The 23,312-nt window shown below is 48.7% G+C and carries 22 protein-coding genes; 11 read left to right on the forward strand and 11 right to left on the reverse strand.

Annotated features, from left to right (window positions below):
- Window positions 1-5: 5 nt before the first annotated feature.
- From yidC to rpmH, 4 genes are all read right to left on the reverse strand, one after another.
- Window positions 6-1,154: a membrane protein insertase YidC gene (gene yidC / locus QUA02_RS18780; RefSeq protein WP_333029824.1), complete on the reverse strand. Its 1,149-nt coding sequence runs from the start codon at window positions 1,152-1,154 to the stop codon at window positions 6-8.
- 203 nt (window positions 1,155-1,357) lie between these two features.
- Window positions 1,358-1,750, reverse strand: a complete 393-nt coding sequence (locus QUA02_RS18785; RefSeq protein WP_332981647.1) for a PH domain-containing protein — start codon at window positions 1,748-1,750, stop codon at window positions 1,358-1,360.
- Window positions 1,722-2,126 (reverse strand): ribonuclease P protein component, encoded by a 405-nt coding sequence (gene rnpA / locus QUA02_RS18790; protein ID WP_333029826.1) that lies wholly within the window; start codon window positions 2,124-2,126, stop codon window positions 1,722-1,724. Before rnpA ends, QUA02_RS18785 begins: the two co-directional genes overlap by 29 nt.
- Before the next feature lie 42 nt (window positions 2,127-2,168).
- The gene (gene rpmH / locus QUA02_RS18795) at window positions 2,169-2,306 is read right to left on the reverse strand and encodes a 50S ribosomal protein L34 (RefSeq protein ID WP_006632320.1); all 138 of its coding nucleotides are present in this window, start codon (window positions 2,304-2,306) and stop codon (window positions 2,169-2,171) included.
- Between the two features lie 285 nt (window positions 2,307-2,591).
- Between rpmH and QUA02_RS18800 the strand changes: the two genes are divergently transcribed.
- From QUA02_RS18800 to QUA02_RS18810, 3 genes are all read left to right on the forward strand, one after another.
- Window positions 2,592-2,999 (forward strand): type II toxin-antitoxin system HicB family antitoxin, encoded by a 408-nt coding sequence (locus tag QUA02_RS18800; protein ID WP_333029827.1) that lies wholly within the window; start codon window positions 2,592-2,594, stop codon window positions 2,997-2,999.
- Window positions 2,996-3,412 carry a type II toxin-antitoxin system VapC family toxin gene (locus tag QUA02_RS18805; RefSeq protein ID WP_333029829.1) on the forward strand — a complete coding sequence of 139 codons (417 nt, stop codon included), beginning with the start codon at window positions 2,996-2,998 and terminating at the stop codon, window positions 3,410-3,412. Before QUA02_RS18800 ends, QUA02_RS18805 begins: the two co-directional genes overlap by 4 nt.
- 203 nt (window positions 3,413-3,615) lie before the next feature.
- Entirely contained in the window at window positions 3,616-4,101 is a 486-nt protein-coding gene (locus QUA02_RS18810) for a GNAT family N-acetyltransferase (protein ID WP_333029830.1), read from the forward strand.
- A 64-nt stretch (window positions 4,102-4,165) separates the two neighbouring features.
- On the opposite strand, the gene QUA02_RS18815 is transcribed toward QUA02_RS18810, so the two are convergent.
- Both QUA02_RS18815 and QUA02_RS18820 read right to left on the reverse strand, forming a co-directional pair.
- Complete coding sequence (locus QUA02_RS18815) at window positions 4,166-5,842, reverse strand: HlyD family secretion protein (RefSeq protein WP_333029831.1); 1,677 nt, start codon at window positions 5,840-5,842, stop codon at window positions 4,166-4,168.
- Between the two features lie 164 nt (window positions 5,843-6,006).
- Window positions 6,007-6,807, reverse strand: a complete 801-nt coding sequence (locus QUA02_RS18820; RefSeq protein ID WP_333029832.1) for a MarR family winged helix-turn-helix transcriptional regulator — start codon at window positions 6,805-6,807, stop codon at window positions 6,007-6,009.
- Between the two features lie 236 nt (window positions 6,808-7,043).
- Here QUA02_RS18820 and QUA02_RS18825 point away from each other — a divergent pair, with 236 nt between their 5' ends.
- Window positions 7,044-7,706, forward strand: coding sequence for a methyltransferase domain-containing protein (locus tag QUA02_RS18825; protein WP_333029833.1), 663 nt, complete (start codon window positions 7,044-7,046; stop codon window positions 7,704-7,706).
- Between the two features lie 98 nt (window positions 7,707-7,804).
- On the opposite strand, the gene QUA02_RS18830 is transcribed toward QUA02_RS18825, so the two are convergent.
- Together QUA02_RS18830 and QUA02_RS18835 are read right to left on the reverse strand one after the other, a co-directional pair.
- Window positions 7,805-8,101: a DUF3349 domain-containing protein gene (locus QUA02_RS18830; RefSeq protein WP_333029836.1), complete on the reverse strand. Its 297-nt coding sequence runs from the start codon at window positions 8,099-8,101 to the stop codon at window positions 7,805-7,807.
- A 2-nt stretch (window positions 8,102-8,103) separates the two neighbouring features.
- On the reverse strand, window positions 8,104-8,508 hold the full coding sequence (locus QUA02_RS18835) for a DUF1308 domain-containing protein (protein WP_333029838.1): 405 nt from the start codon (window positions 8,506-8,508) through the stop codon (window positions 8,104-8,106).
- 35 nt (window positions 8,509-8,543) lie between these two features.
- Here QUA02_RS18835 and QUA02_RS18840 point away from each other — a divergent pair, with 35 nt between their 5' ends.
- The 6 genes from QUA02_RS18840 to QUA02_RS18865 all read left to right on the forward strand — a co-directional run bounded on the left by QUA02_RS18840 (window position 8,544) and on the right by QUA02_RS18865 (window position 15,980).
- Window positions 8,544-9,254, forward strand: a complete 711-nt coding sequence (locus QUA02_RS18840; protein WP_333029839.1) for a M15 family metallopeptidase — start codon at window positions 8,544-8,546, stop codon at window positions 9,252-9,254.
- A 285-nt stretch (window positions 9,255-9,539) separates the two neighbouring features.
- Window positions 9,540-10,613: a glucose-1-phosphate thymidylyltransferase gene (locus QUA02_RS18845; RefSeq protein WP_333029841.1), complete on the forward strand. Its 1,074-nt coding sequence runs from the start codon at window positions 9,540-9,542 to the stop codon at window positions 10,611-10,613.
- Between the two features lie 244 nt (window positions 10,614-10,857).
- Complete coding sequence (locus QUA02_RS18850) at window positions 10,858-11,430, forward strand: hypothetical protein (RefSeq protein ID WP_333029843.1); 573 nt, start codon at window positions 10,858-10,860, stop codon at window positions 11,428-11,430.
- A 10-nt stretch (window positions 11,431-11,440) separates the two neighbouring features.
- On the forward strand, window positions 11,441-13,570 hold the full coding sequence (locus tag QUA02_RS18855) for a glycosyltransferase (RefSeq protein ID WP_333029845.1): 2,130 nt from the start codon (window positions 11,441-11,443) through the stop codon (window positions 13,568-13,570).
- Between the two features lie 166 nt (window positions 13,571-13,736).
- The gene (locus QUA02_RS18860) at window positions 13,737-14,807 is read left to right on the forward strand and encodes a glycosyltransferase family 4 protein (protein ID WP_333029846.1); all 1,071 of its coding nucleotides are present in this window, start codon (window positions 13,737-13,739) and stop codon (window positions 14,805-14,807) included.
- Between the two features lie 90 nt (window positions 14,808-14,897).
- On the forward strand, window positions 14,898-15,980 hold the full coding sequence (locus tag QUA02_RS18865) for a glycosyltransferase family 4 protein (protein WP_333029847.1): 1,083 nt from the start codon (window positions 14,898-14,900) through the stop codon (window positions 15,978-15,980).
- A 218-nt stretch (window positions 15,981-16,198) separates the two neighbouring features.
- On the opposite strand, the gene petG is transcribed toward QUA02_RS18865, so the two are convergent.
- The gene (gene petG / locus QUA02_RS18870) at window positions 16,199-16,318 is read right to left on the reverse strand and encodes a cytochrome b6-f complex subunit V (protein WP_015174208.1); all 120 of its coding nucleotides are present in this window, start codon (window positions 16,316-16,318) and stop codon (window positions 16,199-16,201) included.
- 180 nt (window positions 16,319-16,498) lie between these two features.
- On the opposite strand from petG, the gene QUA02_RS18875 reads away from it, so the two are divergent.
- A complete protein-coding gene (locus QUA02_RS18875) occupies window positions 16,499-16,879 on the forward strand; it encodes a c-type cytochrome (protein ID WP_333029848.1) in 381 nt (126 codons plus the stop codon).
- 217 nt (window positions 16,880-17,096) lie between these two features.
- On the opposite strand, the gene QUA02_RS18880 is transcribed toward QUA02_RS18875, so the two are convergent.
- Together QUA02_RS18880 and QUA02_RS18885 are read right to left on the reverse strand one after the other, a co-directional pair.
- Window positions 17,097-22,436 (reverse strand): DUF4347 domain-containing protein, encoded by a 5,340-nt coding sequence (locus tag QUA02_RS18880; RefSeq protein WP_333029849.1) that lies wholly within the window; start codon window positions 22,434-22,436, stop codon window positions 17,097-17,099.
- Between the two features lie 421 nt (window positions 22,437-22,857).
- Window positions 22,858-23,217 carry an NIL domain-containing protein gene (locus QUA02_RS18885; RefSeq protein ID WP_333029850.1) on the reverse strand — a complete coding sequence of 120 codons (360 nt, stop codon included), beginning with the start codon at window positions 23,215-23,217 and terminating at the stop codon, window positions 22,858-22,860.
- Between the last annotated feature and the right edge of the window lie 95 nt (window positions 23,218-23,312).

A 23,312-nucleotide genomic window follows, 5' to 3' on the forward strand; every position in this document is an offset into this window, starting at 1 on the left:
TAACATCAAGCCTTTTTCTTAGAACGCTTGGGCTCAAAGGGAAGTGCATCTAATCCCTGTTCTTTTTGGGTTTTCGCCTCTGCTTCGTCCACGATTTTTTGCAGGTTTTCGGGCAGCGGTTCTCTGGACAAAATAAACGATTGAACTGTCTGGAAGATGTTAGCAATCAGCATATACATCAACACGCCAGCGGGCAGCGGGAAGAACAAAAACATCCCCGAAAATATGACAGGCGTCAGTTTGTTGACTGTAGCCTGTTGGGGGTTGTCGTTTGGCCCTTGTGCTTGTCCCGAAAGGGTTTGGTTGATGTACAAACTGATGCCGAAGCCGAGGATCATCACCAAAATATCCCAGTGGATTGTACCGTCGGAGTCGATCGCGCCAACGCGACCTAGAGCTTCAATAAACAGGAATCCTTTGTTAGTAGCCAATCCGGGGATTGTGCCTTGAACTGTGGCTTCACCGGGCGCTAAGGCTGTGATATTGCCCTGTTCGTCTACTTGTACCAGTTCTTCGCCTTTGATGACTTTCCACCGGGGTGCAAAGTCTATTTCGCTCTTGTTTTCTGTCGCTACGGCGTTTAGAGGTTTACCCTCTGGCGTTTGAAATTCAATCTTGGTTTTGTCGCCGACTGCGAGTTTGTCGCCGCCTGGAATTAGGCCAATAATTGGAGCGTGAAAAGTACCTGTGACGTAAATATTTTGGGGCGGTGTAGCAAAAGCTTGCGGTTGAACAGCTTCGATTTGTTCTTTGGGAAAAACTTGGACGTTCACGCTGTAATTTATGTCCGAAAACGGCGAACCTCTGAGGGTTGCAAACAGTGCAAACAGCACTGGCATTTGCAGCACTAACGGGAAGCATCCTGCTAGAGGATTGCCGAATTCTTTGTATACCTTGCTCATTTCTTCCTGCTGTTTGGCAGGATTGTCTTTGTAGAGTTTTTGAATTTGATCTACTCGCTCTTTCATCAATGGCTGCGCTACTTTCATGCGCCGCATATTGCGGAGAGAGCCTGCATTGAGAGGATAAAGAGCAAAGCGAATCACCAGCGTCAGTGCTACGATCGCTAAACCGTAGCTTGGCACGATCCCGTAGAAAAAATCTAGGATCGGGAGCATGAGGTTGTTGGAGAGAAACGAGATACCAAAATCCATTCGCTTTGAGTTAATTTAGGTGCTCTATGTTTGCTGTTGAGAACTATTTTTACCCGCTGAACGCGAGCCGCCTCAACTTTTAGGGTTTTGTCTCTATCTTAGGACATTGCCCGTCGATCGACCGCCTGGCCTGCGGGTATTTTGTTATGAGTTTGCCAATAATCGCACTGACTTTATCCTGATTTGAGGAAGAAGCAGTTCGGTTATTTAGCTTGAGCCGCGTTTGCTTTTTGAGCTGCTGCGGGCAGTTTTTCGTTAATGTAGTCATACATTGCTCGAAATTTCGGAATAGCTCTGAGTTCCAAGCGGCTGCCATTTTTCATGGTGAGCACCATGTCTCCGTAACTCCCGAAACCGCGAGGTACTGTGACGATTTTGACTATATCTGAGTAGATAACGTCTGTGCGATCGCCCCCCATCCAACCGCTAGTTACGGACACTCGGCGACTCGTGATTCGATACCGCAGCCACAGAGCCCGGACAATTGCTCCTACTGCGAGGGGGATTCCTACGACTGTCAGCCCTAGGAGCAAGTTGACGATCAAGTCTCCGGGCGCGGGGCCGCCTTCATAATATACTTCCTCTCGAATTCCCATCTAGTACCTCGGCTTCTACCAACAACTGCTCTAATTCTTGCAGAATTTCTGCATAATTGCACTCTTGTGCGATCGGACGCACGACAATTACTAAATCCCACCCGAATTTTAATCGGGGCAATAGTTGTCGCAAAGCTGCCCGAATCTGGCGCTTGATCCGGTTGCGGACTACAGCGCGCTTGCTGACTTTCAAGCTGATAGAAATGCCTGTGCGAGTGGGCTGCAAGGATTTTTCGGCTGTCGGTTTGGCGAATTCGGCGCTTTTTGGTTTGCGCAGAGCTCTTAAGCTGAAATGAGCGGAGTTGCGGCGCATTCCCTTGCGGTAGACGGCGCTGAAGTCTTTTCGGTGCTTGAGTCGGTTTGTCTCGGGCAACATGGCGTAGGGCGATCGTTGAGGTCTCTCAACCTTGATGCAGTGCTAGACTGCGAGGCGGTGGCGACCTTTGCTGCGGCGGGCTTTGATTACCAATCGACCGGTTGCGGTGCGCATTCTGGCGCGAAAACCCGATGTTCTTTTTCTTTTGCGGCTGGTTCCGTGCAGGGTTTGCTGTGTCATTTTGATTTCTCCGGGCTTGTTACTTTACTTTTGATTAATATTCACAATCTTCTAGTTTACCATAGAGTGGTTTTATTGGCAATAATATTTTTATGGGTTGAGATGTAATGAGAGTAAGAGTGAAGTTGCGATCGCAGCCTTCAATGATTGGTAAAGGCTAGAATCCCGACAACTTTTACGTGCTGCGGGGTTATCAACTGCTGACATCTATTGACAGCATAACGAAAAGAATTGGATGTTTGAAAAACAATGCGTTAAAATGCCAAATATAACCGGAAAAAAAAGATGAATGCCACAGTATTAACCCCTACTCCGAATTTTTTAACCCAATTAACTTATCAAGTTCTAATTGAAAAGCACGATGAAGACCTCTACAGCGCAATAGTTTGGGAATTGCTAGAGTGCAGAAGCTCAGGATCTACTAAAGAAGAAGCTTTAAAAATTTTGCACCGATTGTTGACCGAGCGTCTAAAAAAAGTCGAAATAGTCTCTCTGACAGTAGACATTCCCCAAGCTGAAAATCCTTTAATGAAGTGGGCAGGAGCCTTTAAAAACGATCCGCACTTTGATGAGATGCTAGAAGATATTGCAGAACTGCGCCGCGACAGGAATGCACAAATGGCAGAATATTACGATAGACTCGAAGAATCAGAAGCCACCAATAAAATTGAGGTGGAGGAAACAGCTAAGTGACTTTGTGGATATTTGATACAGACCATGCCACACTTTTTGGGCAGGGGAATCTACAAATAGTGCAGCGTGTCAGTGCAGTTAATCCAAAAGATATTGCCATTACGATCGTCACATTTGAAGAGCAAATGTATGGGCGACTTAACCGTATCAGACGAGCGACATCAGGGGATGAAATAATATCAGCTTATGCAAGTCTGCGAAAAACCATTAACTATCTAACCGATTTTGAGTTCCTTGACTTCGATCGAGATGCTCAAGATTATTATATGGAATTTTTGCGGCTAAAAATCCGCGTTGGCACGCAAGATTTACGGATTGCAGCGATCCTCTTCGAGGGCTTCGCTAACGCACTTTCAAGCAGCGGTGTTCTACTTACCCGGAATCGCCGAGATTTTGAAAGAATCCCTGAATAGAGGTTTGAAGATTGGTCAGTTTAATGATTGGGATGTGCGATGAGCATGATGTAGTTGCTTAAAAAAGTTCGATCGCCCTTCGCGCAAAAGAGAGAAAACTGAACAACAGCACGACACGGATAGCACGGATACACGGATGATATTGCAAGGACGATCGTAATACCCGGTAAAATATCAGCAAAGATTTCCGACCTGGAGTTAATATGGAAATCCGAATTGAACCTTACGACGCTCATCAACTTGATGCAGTCATTCGTCTTTCGCTGCGAGCATGGGCTCCGGTCTTTGATTCGATTGAGAACGCGATGAACGCTGATGTCTACCGGGCATTCTATCCCGATAATTGGCGTGTGAGCCAACAAAAGGCTGTCGAGGATGTCTGCGCTGCGGAGGACACAAATGTATGGGTTGCGATCGACGCTAGTTCAACCGTGGGCTTTGTAGCCGTAAAACTACACTCGGAGGACAGTATGGGTGAAATCTACATGGTTGCTGTCGATCCAGACTTTCAAGGTCAAGGGATTGGCACCGCTCTGATAGAATTCGCTCTCAATTGGATGAAAGATGCTGGAATGTCTGTTGCTATGGTCGAGACCGGAGGCGATCCCGGCCATGAAAGAGCACGTCGTACCTACGAAAAAGTGGGCTTCGAGCTGTTACCAGTCGCCAGATACTTCAAGAAGCTTTAGATCCGCAGGGATGGAAGACGAGCAAGAAACTGCGTAATTCCGTGTCAACATCCGTGTTTTTCCCTTATTTCAATTCAACATTTACCGTAGCAGACATTCCCGGTGCAATCCGCGATTCGTAGCCTTTAATGCTTTCGGCATCAAACACAACTTTTACCGGAATCCGCTGCACAACTTTGGTGAAATTGCCCGTAGCATTATCGGGAGGCAATAAGGAGAATTGAGCGCCTGAAGCAGGGGAGAAACTATCCAGATGACCTTCAAATTTGCGGCCACCAAAAGCATCTAATTTGATTTCAACTTTTTGGCCTGGTTTCATGTTTGCCAGTTGCGTTTCTTTGAAGTTGGCAATTACCCACAAATCGTTACTGACGATCGCCATTAACGGAGTTCCCGGCTGCACCCGCTGCCCGACTTCAACGGATTTGCGGCCGATTTGTCCGGCGGCGGGAGCGGTGATATTCGTGTAGGAAAGTTGCAGTTGAGCGTCTTTAACCGATGCTTCCGATTGGGCGATCGCAGCTTTAGCAGCATCATACTGCGATCGGCTGACTTTAGTTTGTTCGCCCGTAGCTTGCGCCTGTTGCAATCCGCCCTTTGATGCAGCAAGTTTGGCTTCGGCGGTGCTGATACCTTCTTGCGCTAGGGCGACTTTAGCTTCAGCGCTGGCGACGCCGACTTGGGCGCGCGCTACTTGAGATTGAGCTTGTTTTACCCCTTCTTGAGCTTCGGCTACTGCTGCTTGGGCTGCGGTTACGCCTTCCTTGGCTTGAGCTAAGCGCGCTCTGGCTTGGGCAATTCCTTGTTGGGCTGCGCTGGTTTGGCCGACAGCTACTTCGTAGGCTGCTTTGGATGCGTCTAGTTGCTGGCGGGCGATCGCACCTTCTTGCTGCAAGCTTTCGTACCGTCTGTAATCAGCTTGCGTCTTGACGAGGTTGGCTTGCGCTTGTACTAGCTGAGCTTGCGCTGCGGCAATTCCGGCTTCGGCTTCCGTCACTTTGGCTTGGGCTTGGGGAATTCCGGCTTGAGCTTGGGCAACTTTGGCTTGCGCTGCGGGCACGCCGGCTTCGGCTTCGGCTACCGCAGCTTCTGCTGCGGGTACGCCTTGTTGCGCTTCTCTAATTGCTGCTTGGGCGGTGGAAATGGCAGCGTTGGCGCTGCCGATATCTCCTTGCGCTTGGGCTGTTTTGCCTTGGCTGGTTTGAGAGGCTAGGGAAATATTGGCTTCGGCTGCTTCGGCTTGGCGGCGGGCGTTTTCTAAGGCTGCTTGGGCTTGTTGGACTTTAACTTGGTAGTCGCGGGGGTCGAGTTCGATCAGCAGTTGTCCGGGTTTTACTTGTTGGTTGTCTTGTACTAAGACTTCGCCGACAGTACCGTTGACGCGGCTGCTGATTTGGTGGATGTGTCCGGCTACTGTGGCGTTTTCGGTTTCTTGGTGGATGGAGGCGTATTGCCAGTAGTGGTAGCCGAAGCTGCCTGCTGCGATCGCCCCTATGCCCAGCGCGGCGAAAATCAGTGGTTTCTTCGACTTTTTCTTGGGTGTTGCAGCCGCCGGCAGGGGTGCTTGCAGTTCTGTTTCTGCGTCTGTTTTGAGCTCGGCGGGGGCGCTGATTTCTGTTTCTGGGGCGGGCGTTAGGGGTAGGCTTTTAGCTATGGTGTCGTCGATCGGCTTTTCTAAGAGGGCGACTGCTTTGCCTTTGCCGTTGAATTCTGCTGGGTTGGTTTCGTTGGTGAGTTTCATGGTAGTTGACTCCTGAGATTTTAATAAGATGCCGTTTGTTTAGGGTGCGTAGTATTTATTTATTAAGACTGCGGTTTTTAAGAATGCGTAGTATTTTGCGACTATTTGTAATGTAGTAGAGGTAGATGCGGCTGCGCTTCATCCAAAAGAGCGATTTTGTCGGTTTAGGAAAGATTGACGATCGCGATATCGATGAGTTGTGAGAAGCGTTCTCGATCGGCCTTTGAAATTCCAGTCATTGACTTCTCTCTGATATTGGCTACCAGCGGCGGCAGCACCTCTTGCATTGCCCTGCCTGCATCTGTCAGCCAAATTCGCCAAATGCGCCGATCGCGGGTGTCTCTCTCCCGGCGGACTAAGCCTCTTTCTTCCATGCGATCGATCACGCCTGTCAGCGTCCCGCCTACCTGTTGCAGTTTGTCGCCAATGCTGGAAGTCGGCAAACCGTCTTCTTGCCACAAGCAGCACAGTACCAGCCAGTGAAAAGGTGTCAATCCAAAGGGTTCGAGTACCTCTTGCAGCCTGCGAGTGCCTAGCTGCCCCAGCAGTTTGAGCCGGTAGCCGATGCTGTGGGGGGCGAGAACGTCGTGCCACTGAGCTAGATTTGTGCGATCGATAGTGGGTGCAGTAACCATCGGCTTATTACTTAGTGTTCGTACTATTAGACTAAGATGTTTTTCGGGAATTGTCAAGGGGGCGCAAGCAGATTTTTTGAGCCAGACAGCTATGCTAAAGCCGGGAATCCGTCGGGGACTTAAGTCCCGGCTAAAAGCTGAAGTCGGTTGAAACTGAGATGTTGCACCATTCTCAAGAACAGGCAAGATGCCTGTTCCACACTCCAGTTGACTTTTTGTGGAACGGGCTTCTAGCCCGTTGCTGACATTGGTGCAAGATTTCAGTTGAAACCTACTAAAAAATTCAAGCTTAACTGATGGGATGCTCGATCGTTCGATCGAGCATCCCACCGCTTTTTAGTTTAGTTTAAGTGGACTTTAGCTGTGATCCTGGGACTTAAGTCCCCGGCGGACTCGCGGGCACACTCGCAGACTGTGGCGCTGCGGAGGATGTGTAGCTTTCAATACCATTATCGATCGCACCGGGACACCACCCTGCAAGCCGGATGTCCGCCCTGCGAGGTGTGTTTACAATTCTTAATTTTTCTTAAACTAGAAAGAGTAAATCAAGTTTGCGATCTGAATTTATGTTGCTTCCAGCCGACCAACGCACCAAGTTAGACGACACCGATGATACACTGTTCTATTCCTCTCCTCGGTTTGTGACGCACGTAGACGAGGGATTCATTCAGCAACTAACCGATTTGTATCGGGAACGCTTGAAACCGAATACTCGGGTTTTTGATATGATGAGCAGTTGGGTTTCTCATCTACCCGACGAGATGCAATTTGCCCATGTCGAAGGACACGGATTGAATGAAGAGGAATTGGCAAAAAATCCCAGACTGAATCATTATTTCGTGCAGAATTTGAACGCAAATCCCAAATTGCCATTGCCGGATGCAGAGTTTGACGCCGTTGTCAACTGCGTTTCAGTACAGTATTTGCAGCACCCGGATGCGATTTTTGCCGAGATTCACCGAATTTTAAAGCCTGGTGGAGTAGCAATTTTTAGCTTTTCCAACCGGATGTTTTATCAAAAAGCAATTGCGGCTTGGCGGGAAGGATCGGAGGGCGATCGGGTAAAATTGGTCAAGCGTTACTTTGATTCCGTCAAAGGAGCGAACATACCCGGATTTAGCCAGCCGGAAGTAATAGTTCGCAAGGCTAACTTGCCGACTTTTATGCAAATGCTGCGAATAGGAAGCGGAGATCCGTTTTACGCGGTAGTTGCTTACCGGCAAAGTTAGGATTTTTTGCAGTCAGGACTTGAGGATTTTAGCTGAAGGTTGAAAAAGCTAAAGTCCTGACTGCAAACTTGTCAGGAATCGAATAATTATACAAACTGTTACTCTTCTAGCCATTCTGCGTAACCGCAAGCAAGCAAATGCTTTTTCAACTTAGCAATAGCTTTAGCATCTGGTGCATAAGTTGAACCGACGGCATATACATCATTCAGCACAAGAGAATAATCTTTTCCCGTTGAGTGTGCCATGACTTCTGCTAAATTGCGATCGGATATTTCATCGTAAAGCAGCGCCAAAAGCGGAAAATAATCTTCCTCTTTAATTCCGCCCGGAAAAGCACGCTGAATTAGGTTGTAGGTACTCGACAAATAAGATGCAATAGGAACTTTTATTTTCATTTTTAATTTCCCGTTAAACGATATGGAGGGTGGACGTACACGCTGAAATCGACACCTTGACCGCTTATGGCCCTCACAGCTTTAGCATCTGCTGTCATGGTTGTGATGCCCAACTGGTCGCCTGTTCCCAAAATTATTATATCATTTGCGCCTAAGTTTCTAGTTGTCTGCAAGTTTAATGCTCTCTTCGAGGGATTGTCAGGAATGACAGCCACTTTCTGGATGAATCGACTTGCTCTTCCTTGCTCCAATGCACCTGCTATGCTTTGAACAATATTAGTCAACTCATTAAAAGCCGTCTGAGTCATCACCATTTGCTGTCCTTGTACGTATTGTCGTAACTGAACACGGACTGGCGAATTTTCAGATATAAATGCAATTCCCGTGCTAGTATCTAGATTGAGCATTTAAATAAAAAATACAAAGTCATCACAATTGTACTGTGAAACCATATCAGCAAATAGCGATCGACGAATGCGGGGAGCCGCTAGTTCCAATTCCAACAGAACATTTTGCCTTTGAAATGCCGCACCCTTATCAAAAGTTGGGTGCTCCCTATCACAACAGCAAAGTAGATTCGCCTTACTATTTGCGGCAAGGAGTTGTAGATAGTTTAATCGCAGCTCAAACTGAGCTACAGCAAAATCATCAAAATTGGCAAATTCTTATATTTGACGCTTACCGGCCGGTGGAAGTCCAGCAATTTATGGTAGATTATACTTTTAATCAAATTGCCCGAGCTCAAGGCTGCGAATTTCCGGTTTCCGAAGACAAACGCCAAGTGATTATAGAACACGTATATCAATTTTGGGCTGTGCCGAGCATGGATAGCGCGACGCCTCCCCCTCACAGTACAGGTGCAGCTTTAGATGTAACTTTAGTGGATGAAAATAATCGCCCAATTGATATGGGTTCTCCGATTGATGAAATATCAGAACGTTCTTATCCTGATTATTTTGGTAATAGCAAGGAGCCGCACAAACAAGAATATCACCGGCGCCGACAAATATTAAAATATGCGATGATAGCTGCGGGTTTTCAGCAGCATCCTAATGAGTGGTGGCATTTTTGTCGGGGCGATCAAATGTGGGCGTGGTTGACAAATCAAAACAATAGTGGTAGTCAAGTTATCGCTCGATACGGCCGCTATTAAAAGGGTACGCCATTACATCTGGACTGGCGCACTCTCGACCTTGAGAAACCGCGTTTCTTGACAAAAAACCTCAGCTTTTAGCTGGTTCCTGCGGCAAGAAACCCGGTTTCTGACATTCTGTGCGTCCAAAACTATAAAAGCTCGATCGGCATAAATCATTTGTATCCGAAGACACGACAACTATTGCCAGCGGGGTAGCGGTGGTTTAAAATCAACGAGAGCGAACAAGTGCAGGCAAATCGAGCCAGCACTGCAAACCCTAAAGGATAACTCAGAGTTCACCCAATGAAAGCACTCATCCTCTCTGGCGGCAAAGGAACACGCTTGCGTCCCCTCACCTATACGGGTGCTAAGCAGTTGGTTCCTGTAGCAAATAAGCCGATACTGTGGTACGGAATTGAAGGAATTGTGGCGGCTGGGATTACGGATATTGGGATTATTATTAGTCCCGAAACCGGGGAAGAGGTGAAGACGAAAACAGGAGATGGATCTCGCTTCGGTGCAAAAATTACTTATATCTTGCAAGAAAAGCCGGCGGGACTCGCTCACGCGGTAAAAGTGGCAAGACCATTTTTGGGCGATTCTCCGTTTATTATGTATTTGGGAGATAACTTAATTCAGAATCAGTTAGATCCCTTTTTAGAAATTTTTAACAAGCAGAAACTAGACGCTCTGATTTTGCTGCGTCCCGTTCCCAATCCCTCTGCTTTCGGTGTTGCAAAAGTTGATGATAAAGGAAGAGTTTTGCAGTTAGTAGAAAAACCACAAGTTCCGCCATCGAATTTAGCGCTGGTGGGGATTTACTTTTTTGCTCCTACTATTCACGAGGCGATCGATCAAATTCAACCTTCGCCCCGGGGCGAACTCGAAATTACCGATGCCATCCAACAGCTCATCAATCAGAAAAAACACGTAGAAGCCTGCAATTTAGAGGGTTGGTGGCTGGATACGGGGAAAAAAGATGATTTGCTGAGTGCAAACCAAATCATTTTAGATAGCTGTATCGTAGCTTCAACTGAACTAAAAGTAGACGCCAAAAGTCAAATTATCGGGCGAGTGCAAATAGGCGAAGGAACGGAAGTAATTAATTCTACAGTTCGCGGGCCGGTGGTAATTGGGGAAAATTGCCACATTGAAAATTGCTTTATCGGGCCTTACAGCAGTATTGCCGATCGCGTGACGATGATTGATGCTGATATCGAACACAGCGTAATATTGCAAGGGGCGAAAATAGTTGGCATTCACCAGCGAATTGTTGACAGCGTGATCGGGCAGCGAGCTCAACTCACCAATGCGCCGGCCCGTCCAAAAGCTCTGCGGTTTATGATTGGTGATGACAGTCAAATTGAGTTAGCTTAAATAGGAAGAGGAAGGTTGTTCGATTTATTCGAGGTAAGGTGGGCAACTTATTTGTGTCCACTTAAGCTCAAAGGTAATAGCAGTCTATTGTCTTCCTTCCACAGTCTTCGCGATCCCCCCTAACCCCCCTTAATAAGGGGGGGATAAGAGTATTCTTGCGTCCCCCTTATTAAGGGGGATTTAGGGGGTCGAGACTCGGCTACAACCCTGATTTGGACATGGTTTAAATCTTAAGTTAGCATCAATGGTGCGCCGTGCGCACCCTACATTTAAAGGAGACGGAAGATTGGAGTACGAAGAAATACCAACTCAACAAATTATAGATAAATTGCGGCAAACTTTGGAGCCGCGAATTGGTATTGCACAGCCGCCGCTGGGAAGAGAAAATAGTGCGATCGCTCAAAATGAAGATGACGAGGACATCGCCCTTCTGAAGACAGGGTTCGACATTTACAATGTTCCCATTACTTCTTATCAAAGGCGGCTAGGTTCGGTAGTAATTGCAGTTAGGAAAATAGTCCGAAAATTGCTCAGACCTGTACTCGAACGTCAAGTAATTTACAATTTTGCTAATACCCGCGTCGTGCACACATTGAGCACACAATTGCAAAAATTGCAAGAAAATCAACAAACTCTAGAGAAAAAAATTAAATCGGAATTCAGCAGCGGATATCCCGAAGTTACAGCACAGCTTGAGACTCAACAAAATGCGATCGCAGCTTTTCAGTCTGAAATAGAGCAAATTAAAGCAGTGCAGCAGCAACATACTGCTATTTTAGAGGAGATTACCGCTCAATTGCTCGATCGACAAAAATAAAACATCAAAGATGACCACACTGCCAATATGCTCGTTAATTATAGTCAACTATAACGGTCTGCGCCACACGAAAGATTGCTTAAAATCTCTACAAAAACTTGCGTATCCCGAACAGCAACTCGATTTAATTGTAATTGATAATTGCTCTCAAGACGATTCGGTTAATTGCCTTCGCGAACAGTTTCCGAAAGTTCGCGTTTTTGTCAATACTGCCAACAACTTTGCTAAAGCCCTCAACCTCGGCATCAGCGAAGCAAAAGGGCAATATATCGGCTTTCTAAATAACGATGCTACCCTTGACAGTCGCTGGTTAGAGATGCTTGTAAAACGGCTAGAAACTAATAATAAGGTAGGTGCGACTAGCGGCAAATTGCTCTTTAAAGACGGGCGGATTAACAGCGCTGGCATTCAGCAATTACCTAATTTTTATTGGCAAGATGTCGGCTTTGGCGAGAAAGATTCGGGACAGTACGATACAGAACGGGAAGTCGAAGGGCTTTGTTGGGCGGCGGTGCTTTTTCGGAGAGAATGTCTGGAAGATGTCGGGCCGATAGATGAAGATTTTGTGATGTATTTTGAAGATGTAGAGTTTGCCAAACGCTGCCACAAACGCGGTTGGAAAATGCTTTATACTCCCGCAGCCATCGCCCATCACGAATATCGGGGTTCGAGTAAAGGAAGCAAACTTACCGAGTATTTCTGCAACCGCAATCGATTTTTGTATTTGGCAAAACACGAACCTTTGCAATTAGTCAAAGCAATTCATACTTCGGACTTTTTTACTAACAAACAGTACGATTTGCTGTTCGAGAGTTTGTTTGTAGCGATTAAGAAGCTGCTGGATTATCAGAAACCGGAAATTATCGAAACTGTACTGCCGCAGTTGTCGGAAAAGTTGGCTGTGATTTACAGTCGGATGAAGGTCGATCGCATTTTACCTCGATTGCAGGTGGTTCGGGGCGATCGCAAAATGTCGATCGCAATTTACGATCACGGACTGCATTTCATCGGCGGCGGTCAAAAATACGTTGCTACCCTCGCCTCGCTGCTGCAAAATGAATTCGACATTACTTTTATCGCCAACAAACCCGTTGCTGTTTCCGACTTAGAGTCGTGGTACGGACTCAACCTTTCAGGATGCAAAGTTAAAATTATTCCCTTGGCATTTTACGAGAAACGCGGAATGCAGTGCATCGATTCCAGTATCATCACGGAGGATATGGAAAATCCCTTTGATGAAATTGCTAGAGAAAGCAAAAATTACGATATTTTCATCAACGCAAACCAACTGGAAAAAGTGAAACCGCTGTCGCCAATTTCAGTATTTTTCTGCCACTTTCCCAATACCTTCCGCAACCGCCACTTTGCCGTTGATGATTATACTTTTATTATTGCCAACAGTCAATTTACTGTCAAGTGGTTGGAGAAACGCTGGAACTTACAGCCCACTTTTATGCTTTATCCGCCCGTGGAAATGGCAACAGTCAAAGTGCCGAAAGAAAACATCATTTTAGCTGTGGGACAGTTTGAAGCTGGGGGAACAAAAAAGCAAATTGAACTAATTAAAGCTTTCCGCAGTTTGCTAGCAGATTATCCCGAAGAACTTCAAGGATGGCAGCTAATTTTAGCCGGTAGCAGCATTCCCAAAAATCCTTATTTAAAGACGGTTCAGAATTTTTTAAAGCAAGATTCGAGGGCGATCGAACTAAAAGTCAATGCTGACTTGGATGAGGTAAAATCGCTTTACGCTAGAGCGAGCATATTTTGGCATGGCTGCGGTTTTGGTGAAGTCAATCCTCAAAGATTTGAGCATTTCGGGATGGCGACTGTAGAAGCCATGCAAAATAGTTGTGCTCCGATTGTTTTCAACGGTGGCGGCCAACCGGAAATTGTCGAACACGGGCGATCGGGCTTTTTGTTCCATACCGTTGAGGAACTTTGCCAGCATTCACATCAACTAATTGTTAATCCCGATTTGCTAGCAGAACTTCAAGCTGGTGCACAGCAGCGCAGTCAGAACTTTAGACTGGCACGTTTCGAGAAAAAAATCAAGAGTTTTTTTGAGATTATTCACCAAGAATATGCTACAATTCGGCTGCCAAATCCTGCCGATATAGCTCAAATGCTCGATCGAACTTAAAGGCTAATTAAATAGTCCACCAGGGGTTAAAACCCCTGGCTCAAAGCTAAAGTCTTCTTGCATAGGACTAATATTAAAGTCGATTTTGTTACCGTTTTCTTCAGTCCCTCTCTGCTGGGACTTTGTATGTGTAGTCGCGACTTCCAGTCGCCGGATATCTAAAATCATGTCTAATTCACTGTTAATCAATTTGTCCTTCTTAACACCCGAACCAACGGGAATCGGGACTTACGCAGCTAATCTTTTTCCGCAACTGCAACAGCTAGAACCAACATTACTCGCTTCCCAGCAAATTGAAAATTATACTTGCTATCAAATCCCCGAAACTCTGACACCGGATCGCGGCCCGAAAGGACAAGTTAACAGGCTGCTGTGGACTCAATTTGATTTACCTAAAATTTACCAAAAATTGCAGTCAAGCCTCATATTTTCTCCAATTCCAGAAGCACCTTTGTATTCCGGCTGCCGCTACATCGTCACAGTTCACGATTTGATTCCTTTGCGGTTTCCCCAACGGTTTTCGCGATTGACAGCTTATTTCCGCTACTACATACCGCAGGTTTTGCGCCAAGCAGAACATATTATTTGCGATTCTGAAGCAACGGCGATCGATGTTGCTAACTTTTTCCAGATTCCGCGTCAGAAAATGACCGCCATTCCCCTAGCTTGCGATAATATTAATTTTAGATATCTCGACTTGCCAGCCAAAAATTATTTTCTTTATACCGGCAGACACGATCCTTACAAAAACTTGGAAAGATTAATTGCTGCATTTGCGAGTTTGGGCGATCGCGCCAACTGCGAATTATGGCTAGCCGGGCCTCCCAATGCCTACACGCCACAGTTAATAGCACAAGTTGAACAATTGGGTTTACAATCTTTGGTAAAGTTTCTCGGTTACGTTCCCTATTCTCAATTGCCCGTACTGATGAATCAGGCGATCGCCCTAGTTTTCCCTACACTTTGGGAAGGATTCGGCTTGCCAATTTTAGAAGCAATGGCTTGCGGCACACCCGTCATCGCATCCAACCTGTCATCAATGCCAGAAGTAGCCGGAGATGCCGCATTATTAGTCAATCCTTACATCGTCGGAGAAATCGTCGCAGCCATGCAAACAGTAGCCACAGATTCAAAAGTGCGATCGAACTTAAAAAAAGCTAGTTTAGCGCGATCGGCTCAATTTAGCTGGCACAAAACCGGAACAGCAACCGCCAACATCTTACAACAATACCTTTAAATTTTCCCTCTCTTCCTCTCTGCGCCCTCTGCGCCCTCTGCGGTTAAATAAAAAAAAAACACCAAAAAACCGCAATCTACCTATTACCCCATGCCCAATCCCCAATCCAAATTACTAATCAACCTCTCCTTCCTAATTTCCAAACCAACCGGCTTAGCCATCTACGCCAAAAACCTATTTCCCCACCTAAAATCCCTCAACCCAACCTTACTCACCGCCGAAAAATTTCCCAATAACAACTGCTACCAAATCCCCGCAAACCTAACACCCGAACAAGGAACAAAAGGACACATCAACCGATTGCTGTGGACGCAAACCCAACTCCCAAAAATTTACAAACAGCTAAAATCTAACCTTTTATTTTCCCCCATTCCCGAAGCTCCTTTATTTGCAGGTTGCCGCTATATAATTACAGTACACGATCTAATTGCACTGCGATTTCCCCGCCGCTTCGATCCTCTGACACCTTATCACAAGTATTACATTCCCCAAGTGCTGCGCCAGGCCCAACACGTCATCTGCGACTCAGAATCAACGGCCAAAGATATCGCTGATTTTTGCAAGATTCCAACTTCTTTAATATCGCCAATTTTTCCCGGCTACGATGCCAATTTTTTTCGATTTTTAGACTTGCCAACCAGCAATTATTTTCTTTATATCGGCCGCCACAATCCCCATAAAAACGTGCAGCGAGTTGTAGCAGCTTTTGCGGCTTTGCGCGATAATTCCGAGTACGAATTGTGGATTGCAGGTTCGGAAGACAAACGCTATACGCCGCTGCTGAAAGCGCAGGTTCAAGAATTGGGATTGTTCGATCGGGTAAAATTTCTAGATTACCTCCCCGCAGCAGACTTGCCCAAAGTCATCAACCGGGCGATCGCCCTGGTTTTCTCCAGTCTTTGGGAAGGATTCGGTCTCCCCGTGCTTGAAGCAATGGCCTGCGGCACTCCTGTCATCACCTCTAACCTGTCTTCAATGCCAGAAGTGGCGGGTGGTGCAGCATTATTAGTCAACCCCTACAGCGTCGAGGAAATTGCCTCTGCTATGCACCAGCTTGCAGTGGATGCTAAAGTTCGATCGCACTTGCGGGATCTCGGTTTGGCTAGAGCAAAACAATTTAGCTGGGAAAAAACAGGCCTGGAAACTGCTGCTATTCTCGATCGGTATCTTTAACGAAGGAAGTTCGGCAACGAGCAGTGTACGGGATGTAACGGATACAAGAGGGAAGTTCGGCAACGAGCAGTGTACGGGATGTAACGGATACAAGGAAGAGGGAAGAAGCAAGAGGGAAGAAGTCAGTAGGCAGATTTAATGCCCCATGCCCAATTCTCCATGCCCCATGCCCCATGCCCAATTCCCTGACAGCCTGACTTAGGGACTGTAGGCCCCTTTTACTTGTTGATACCCAACTGATCGCCGCGCTTGTACTGCTGATAAGCAGCAAAAAACAGCCCCGACAGAGTAACAAAGATTAGACCCAGAACAATACCTGAAAGTAGCGGTTCTACCATGAGAGCTCCTTAACGTTAAGATTTAACAACCTATTTTTAATATTACCAGCACTTACACAGATGAATTTTCCTAAAAGCAGCCTTCCGGGGGTCTCAGAGCTTGATCTCCCCGCTGCGAACGATTAAGCTATGTTATGAGAAATAAATTTTCTTGTAGATAGTTTTTTAAATTGAACTCCTTTGAATCACCAACTTGCTGGGAATGAAATTAGAAACCCGATCGAGCGACTTGCCATATTTGCGATCGCGGTGTTGCTTGCCATCATGTTGGCGAGTATGACAATTCGTCAATTTCAAGTCGCCGATCCCTACGTCAAAAACGTACTGTCCCTGACGGGCAACCAGTTTCAGGGTTCCGCCATTTTTCAAATGAACTGTGCGGGATGCCACATATCCGTTGCAGACACTCAAGTCGGGCCCAACTTGCACCGAGTGTCCGAGCGCAAATCCGAATTCGATCTGATCCGCCAAGTCACCAGCGGGCAAACCCCACCCATGCCACAGTTTCAGCCGAGTCCGCAAGAAATGGCCGACTTGCTGAAATATCTCGAACAGATTTAACCAAAGAAGGGGAACGGAATTCGTTCCCCTTCTGGCGATTGTTCTGACTATTGATATTACCCGAAATCAGGACACGGCAGTGCCGTGTCCCTACAATTAATCACGACGATCGATCTTTACATCATTCGAGACCGATGGCCGTCCCGCCCCGCCAGCTACGATTATTTTGGGGTAGGGAAACGGCATTGCCGTCTCCTCCGTTGCTGCGGAGTGCGGCCTAAACCAGCAAGCTAAAACTGCTCGCCGATAACTGGCCGGGCAGCACGCCGGACACTACAGCCAAAATCTGGTCGCTGTTGGCGATCCCGATCGCAGTTGAGGCATTAGTTTCGGTAAACGACAGTTGATTGAAGTCCAAGCCTCCCAGCAACACGATCGCATCAACTCCTGCGGTGAAGTTGATAATGGTGTCAATTCCTCCGTCCGCTGCCAACACAAAGCCATTGCTGCTGCCGCCGACGAGAGTATCGCTACCAAGACCGCCATAGAGCAAGTTATTGCCGAGATCGCCAAAGAGCAAATCATCCCCGCCGCCGCCAATTAAGGTATTATTGCCGTTGCCGCCGCAGAGAGTGTCATTACCTAGATCGCCAATTAGCGCGTCGTCGCCTGCACCTCCCAAGATTACGTCGTCGCCTTTGCCGCCATACAATACGTCATTACCTTCATCCCCAGAGAGAGAGTCATTGCCGCGATTGCCGTAAATAAGATCGTCGGCGCGATCGCCAAAAATCAGGTCAAAGCCTTTGCCGCCGAAGAGAGTATCGGTATCGACACCTCCGTAGACAGTATCGTTGCCCGTATTGCCATTGATATAGTCGCCGCCCTGTTGACCAAAGATCAAATCGTTGCCGCCCAATCCGAAGATAGAGTCACTGCCAGCACTACCCACGATCGTATCGTCGCCGTTAGGGCCGCCGATCGCACTGCCGGCGGGCAGATTGGGAGGGTTGATCCTGGGGAAGTCGCTTGGACAAACCAAATCAGTCGTTTGTGGACTCGGAGTCGGAGTCGGTTCAGGGCTCGGAGTCGGAGTCGGTTGTGGGCTCGGAGTCGGTAGAGGTGTAGGTGTAGGTACAGGTGCAGGTGCAGGTGTAGGTTCAGGGCTCGGAGTCGGAGTCGGCGCAGGCGCAGGAGTCGGCGTCGGCGCAGGAGTCGGAGTCACGATCGGAGTCGGCGCAGGAGTCGGCGTCGGAGTCGGAGTCGGCGTCGGTGTCGGGAAGTTCCCGAAGTTGATGCCGCTGACAATAGCACCCGATGTCAGCACAATATCCGCCGGGGCGGGCGTGCTTTGGGTAAACCCAGTTTGGTTGACTTCCCGGACACTGTAAGTTCCCGGCGTCAGGTTTGTGAACAGGTAGTTACCGCTGGCGTCTGTGGTGGTAGTAACAGGAACAGGAGCAGGAGTACCAGGGGTTCCAGCTACCAGATTGGTTAACACAATTTGGAAATTGGGTAAACCCGGTTCTCCGCCATCCTGAATGGCATTGTTGTTGCTGTCTCGGAACTTCAGACCTCGGATCGTGCCCGGTAGGGGCAAGAAGTTGCCGAAGTCAATGCCCGTGATGTTACCTCCACCTGTTACCGTAACGGGGGCGGGGTTGGGGGTCGTCTGCGTCCAGCCATTTTGCTGGACTTCCCTGATCTGGAAAGTACCTGCGGGTATGTCCTTGAGAGTGTAGTTGCCTGTGGCATCGGTGATGGTAGTGGGCTCGCCCTGCTGAAACAATCCATCCGGAGTGATACTGTCGAGGAATATTTGCCAGTTAGCTAGTCCCGTTTCCCCGGCATCCTTAATACCGTTGTTGTTGGCGTCGTTGAATTTTAGGCCGCTGATAGTCGCCGGCTGGAAATTGCCGAAGTTGATATTAGCGATGTCTTGACCGCTGGTGACAGTGATATCCGCCGGGTCGGGGGTAGTTTGCGTCCAAGTAGGCTGAGGAACTTCCCGCACCTTGTAGGTACCTGCTGGCAAGTCGAGGAATTTGTAATTGCCTGCGGGATCGGTGGGGGTGTTGGCTTCTCCTGTGTCGAGGGTGCCGTTGTCGTCGGTATCGAGGAAGAATTGCCAGTTGGCAAGTCCTAGTTCCCCGCTATCTTGTACCCCATTGTTGTTGAGGTCATTGAACTTCAGCCCGCTGATGCTATTGGGCTTGAAGTTGCCGAAGTTGTTGTTTTGGGAGTCGGTGCCGCTGGTGACGGCGATCGTGTAGGAACCGGGGGCTGCCGGTGCTGTTTGCGTCCAGCCGGTTTGCGGTACTTCCCGGACGTTGTAGGTGCCTGCTACCAAGTTGGTGAACTGGTACTTGCCGGCGGCATCGGTGACAGCGGCATTGGTGCCTGTTTCGGCTGGTACTGCATCTTGGACGCCGTTGTTGTTGGTATCCAGGTAGATTGTCCAGCCTGCTAGCGGTTGTTCTGCTGGCAAATCTTGGGTGCCATTTTTGTTGAGGTCATTAAATTTGATCCCGCCGATCTTGCCGAACTGGAAGTTGCCGAAGTTTTGATCCGTAATGGCGGTGCCGCTGACGGGGTTAATTGTATAAGAAGCCGGGCCGGCGGTTTGTGAGGAACCAGTCGGTACGTCTTCTCTCACAAAGTACCGACCGGGACCGACGTTAGTAAAGCTATAACTTCCAACAGCCGGCCCAGGCGTCCCGGTAACTTGATTCGCGACTTCGGCGTCGCCGGTATCTAAAGTGCTGTTATTGTTAGTATCCTTGAACAAGCGAACGGTAGTACCGTCGAGGGGCGTGTCGTCAGCAGTGAAGCCGTCGCCTGTGAGGTCGGTGAATTTGGTGCCGCTGACGGTGATGTTTTGGAAAACGCCGAAGTTCTGGGCGGTGATGGGAGTACCGCTTAGGGCGGTAACGGGAATGGCGGCAGCGGGAAAAGTGATGGTGGAGTTGGCTGGGGCAGTGGCTTGTATCAGGTAATTGCCCGGACCGATATCGGAGAAAAGATAATCTCCAGTTCCCGCTGTTGTTTGCGCCGCGCCGACAGCGGTATCGGTGCCGACTTCCAGAGTGCCGTTGTTGTTGGTGTCTTTGTAGAGGTTGACGGTGACACCGTTTAATGTGGTGTCGGTGGGAAGGTCTAAGACGGCGTTGCCGGCGAAATCGGTGTAGGTTTTACCCGCGATCGAAGTCAGTTTGAAGTTGCCGAAGTCTCGGCCCGTAGCAGCGTCAGCAACACCTGTGCTGTAGGGAGTTACGCCTGTAGCGGGGAGAGTTTGCTGCCAACCTGTTACTGCCACTTCCTTAATCGGGCTGTTAGTCTTGGTGTCGGCGAGGGTGTAGATACCGCCGATCGCAACGGTGGTCTGTTTTTCAGTGGCCTCCGGCACATTGTTGTTGTTGTTGTCTACATAAATAAGAAAGCTTTCCGCTGGAGTTGTGGCCGTGGCATCAGTCCCGTCTTTAACGCCATTACCGTCGCTATCGTTAAATTTCTGACCGGTGACAGTAGGGCCGTATTCGTAAGCGCCGATGTCAACAGCGCCGTTGACGCTGCGGGCATAGGGCTGACCGAATTGAGTACCCCGCTGGTCTGCGGTGAGGGCATTGGCAGTACCGGCATTGATAACGCCTCCAGCGCCGACGGGGGCAGTGCCGAGTAAGGCGTGAGTCAGGGTAAGACCGCCGTTATTTTTCAGGGTGTCGAGCCAAGTTACGGCGACGCCTGTGCCGATGAAACTGGTGTTGTTAGTGACAGTTCCCGCAACTTCGCTGGCGGCGGCTGGGACGGTATTGTTAACAACGAGGGTGTTGTTGAGAGTCAGAGCTCCGGCGTTGTTGAAAATTCCGCCACCGGTAGTGCTGGCATTCAGCAGAGGGGGGACGACAACTGCGGGGTCGCTGGCGATCGTAGTATTAGTTAAGGTGGCAGTACCAGTCTGTACAAAAATTGCACCGCCCAAACCCAGACCTGCCGTAGCGCCGGCACCGCCAGCAGCGCCGCCCGTTGCTCTGCTGCTGCTGAAGGTGCTGTTGCTGACACTTAAAGTACCCGTGTTGAGAAAAATTGCGCCTCCCAAACCGGCACCGCCACCGCCTGCTGCTGCGCCTCCTGTGCCACCGTAGTCGCTGGTGCCACCGGTGCTGCCAGCACCGCCGCCACCGCCAAAAGTACCGCCATTACCGCCGACGCCATTACCGCCGGCGCCTTGGCCTCCAGCACCGCCACCGCCACCAAAGTTGCCACCTAGACCACCTGCACCGCCGACACCGTTGGTTGCACCGCCGGCACCACCGCCACCGCCACCTGCACCGTTGCCGCCACCTGGACCGCCTTGACCGCCGGTTCCGTCTGTCCCGCCAGCAGGAGCAGTGCCGCCTGCACCGCCTGTGCCGCCGGGGGCGCCGATGCCGCCGATACCGCCTTGACCGCCTTGGCCTCCCGCCGCTGTGGTATTGCCACCCGCGCCGCCGGCGCCGCCTGTAGTTCCGGCGGGAGCTGCACCGCCTGCGGGGGCGCTGGTGGGGGGAGTGCCGGGGCCGCCGGGGCCCCCAGTGCCTACGCCTGGAGTAAAGATGCTAATTAGGTCGCTGTTACCCCCACCAGCGCCGATCCCGGCAGCGCCAGCACCGCCGATCGCCCGGTTGTTCGAGAAGGTAACGCTGTCAATGGTGACTGTACCGCTGTTGATAAATAGCGCGCCGCCCAATCCCGCGGCACCACCGCCACCGCCCCCAGCAGCGGCATCACCGCCCAGTGCCTGTCCATTTTGAATGGTGAGGTTGGAGATGCTGACGGCGGCGCTGTTGTCTACGAAGAAGATCCGGTTGCTGTTACCGTCGAGGGTTAGGCCGGAGGTGCCGGTCGGGTTGAACTGGAATGTAACGCTGTCGGTAATTGTCGGTAAAGCGCTGGTGAGGGAAATCGTGCCGCTAATGCCGCTCAAGTCGATGATATCTGCACCGCCGGAAGCGTTGGCGATCGCGATCGCGTTCCTCAAGCTGCCGAATGTGTTGGTATCGGCGTTGCTGGTGACGCTGAATGTGGCTAATACAGAAGGGTACGCCTCTCTCGCCTCTGCGGAAAATGCCAAAGCCGTCTCTATTTTGCCGGTAGTTACTTCCAGTTCCCAGTCTCCACCGAGTGCCGCACTGCCGGTCAAGTTATCGGAAGCCGCAACTTCTGCCCCCGTGAGCTGGCTCAGCCTTTGGACGAAGGCGACACCTGCTTCTGTGGCGCCGACGTTGCATCCGTAAAGCAGAATTTCGGGTTTAGCTGTAATTGGAGAGTTCGAGTTTGCCTCGGCTGTTGGTAAAGCAAACCATTCTTCTAAATAATTGCGGTAGCTTTCAATGTTGCTGAGATTGATTTCTGTTGCGCCGATTTGGACGCTGGCTGCTGCGCCGTGAGACAAAATGTGGACGGCTGCAATGTTTGTCCGCTGTTTAAGTGTTTCGGCGATTTGCTCGATGCCGTCGCGATCGCCCTTGAGAACAATAACTTCTGTATCCGAATTTGTAGTCTCTGTTAAATTTTGGTAATCTTTAACTTTTGTATCTACGAAAAGTAACTGTTGTTTCCGTTCTTTGCCAAGTTCCATGATTAAATTCCTCTGGTACACGCACACATCAAAGTGATAACACAAACCAAGCTTAGCAGCGATCGGCTCTTTCCTGTGCCGATCGCCCGTGCTTCCACATATACTTATCTATTGACAGCAACGCATTTTTGTGTATTGCCACAATAAATCACTTAATTTGATTGCTTAGAAGTCTGAAAAGAAGATGTTGTTCCGGCTTTTACAAAAATATTTTATAATACCTGCACGAAGTTTCTGATTTTAAAACGAACTCAATACCATATTTTATAAACAATGTCAATCATAATAATTACTGATGGCCATCGATAGTGATTGGTTATTGGTTATTGGTTATTACTAACAATCAACAAGTAACACCTCACAACTACGAAGCAACAAGTAACAAATAACAGCCAACCAATAACCAATAACAAATGACTAATTACCAACTTTCCTCATCGGGATTATTAGAATTGCTCCAGATTTCCACATCTAAATCGTTGAGATAAATCAGAGCACTTTCAATCTGTTGAGCAGTACCGTTAAGTTCCAAATCAAACCAACCGTCATCTGAAGTTTTGACACCCAACAAAGCTGCATTAAAATTCACCCTCAAACCGTATTCCGAAATCAGGTTAGAGATGACTGGTTCTTGATGGTATTCTTTAGGAACACGAATGCGAATGCGGGTTTGAGTCACTCTTCTGTCTCCTGACTCAGCGCGAGGGAGGTCTGATTGTTGAGTTTGGTGAAAATTGTCGATCGGCTCAAATTGAGGTTCGCTATTGTTTTGAGATAACATTTGGGACTCCTAATGTTTTTTTCAGTTTACATTTTGCACCAATATCTGGTAGGGTGCGTCGCTGCGAGAGTTTCGAGCTTCCAAGCAGATTGTTT

The organism is Microcoleus pseudofavosus SVA1_A4 (genome assembly GCF_036700565.1).
Taxonomy (GTDB): domain Bacteria; phylum Cyanobacteriota; class Cyanobacteriia; order Cyanobacteriales; family Microcoleaceae; genus Microcoleus.